Source organism: Alcanivorax sp. MD8A, assembly GCF_002888555.1.
Classification (GTDB): domain Bacteria; phylum Pseudomonadota; class Gammaproteobacteria; order Pseudomonadales; family Alcanivoracaceae; genus Alcanivorax.
Map to the genome: position 1 here is coordinate 1 of NZ_AQOQ01000079.1, position 1,183 is coordinate 1,183.

The window sequence follows — 1,183 nt, forward strand, 5'->3', positions numbered from 1 at the left end:
GCCGCGCCCAATGTCCGGGCGCGGCCTCTGTGGTTGCGGGACAGGCATGCCTCCCCCGCGCAGCTGTTAACTATTAACTATTCACTGTTAACTGCTTTTATTGACCGACTGCTTATAAACAAAACTGGCCATTGCCCGCAGTGGCATCATGCGGATCCAGATGCTTTGCAGGGTAACGGACAGGCCGGGCAGGGCGTAACGCTTACCGGCATTGAGGGCCTTGTAGCCGGCAGCGGCCACCTCTTCCGGGGTGGCGATCTGCGCGGAGACGAATTGGGTGATGCCGCTGGACGACTTGTGTGCGCTTTGGGCGGTATCCAGGAAGGCCGTCTTGGTGGTGCTGGGGCAGAAGCAGGTGACCTGCACACCATAGGGTTTGAGCTCTTCCTGCAGGGAGGCGCTGAGGTTGATCACGAATGCCTTGCTGGCGCTGTAGGCGGCAAAGAAAGGCATCGGGCAGAACCCGGCGAGGGAACCGATGTTCATGATCTTGCCCTGGCCGCGAGCCTTCATTTTGGCGCCTACCAGCATGCAAAGTTTGCTGAGCAGAATATTGTTGAGGGTGAGCATGCGCTCCAGTTTCTGGGTGTCCTGCTCGACGTGCTCGCCCATCATGCCGAAGCCCACGTTGTTGACCAGCACGTCCAGGGTGATGTTTTCCTTGTCTAGCCATTCCACGATGCGCTCGGCGGCATCCGGTTGGGACAGGTCCATCTGCACGCCGTGGTAAACCCCATCACTGCGCTGGGCTTTCAGGTCGTTACCCAGCTGATCCAGTTCGTCCTGCAGCAGGCTGAAGACCACGATATTGTAGCCATCGTTGTTGAACAGCTTGCAGAATTCACGGCCAATGCCGCCGGCGCCGCCGGTGATCAGTACGGTTTTTGTCATTGTTGTGCTCCTGTCAGGCGGCGTCGCCGGGCTGGTCTTTCGGGCCCAGATCAAAGGGGCCAATAATCATGCTGCCAGAGTGTTTGCGGTGGTAAGCCTCGCGGGCTTTCCACACTTTTCCATACCGGTAGAACGGTACGGTGGGGTACAGGTGATGAACCAGGTGGTAGTTCTGGTACATCAGGATCGGGGTCAGCAACCATTCCTTGCCCATGCGCATCAGCGAGGTGGTATTCGGATCCACGTCCTGGCGGCCGGTATGCGGGTAGTGCGGCAGCACCATGAACACCAG

At 58.7% G+C, this 1,183-nt stretch carries 2 protein-coding genes; both read right to left on the bottom strand.

Annotated elements, in window-relative coordinates:
- Nucleotides 1-87: 87 nt before the first annotated feature.
- Nucleotides 88-891 carry an SDR family oxidoreductase gene (locus A15D_RS17070; protein WP_102792899.1) on the bottom strand — a complete coding sequence of 268 codons (804 nt, stop codon included), beginning with the start codon at nt 889-891 and terminating at the stop codon, nt 88-90.
- 13 nt (nt 892-904) lie between these two features.
- Nucleotides 905-1,183, bottom strand: a 279-nt coding sequence (locus tag A15D_RS17075) for a fatty acid desaturase (protein WP_199175985.1), incomplete at its 5' end; no start/stop codon positions are given.

Excerpts from the sequence above, each read along its gene's own strand:
- A15D_RS17070 (WP_102792899.1), bottom strand. The coding sequence starts at position 891 with ATGACAAAAACCGTACTGATCACCGGCGGCGCCGGCGGCATTGGCCGT.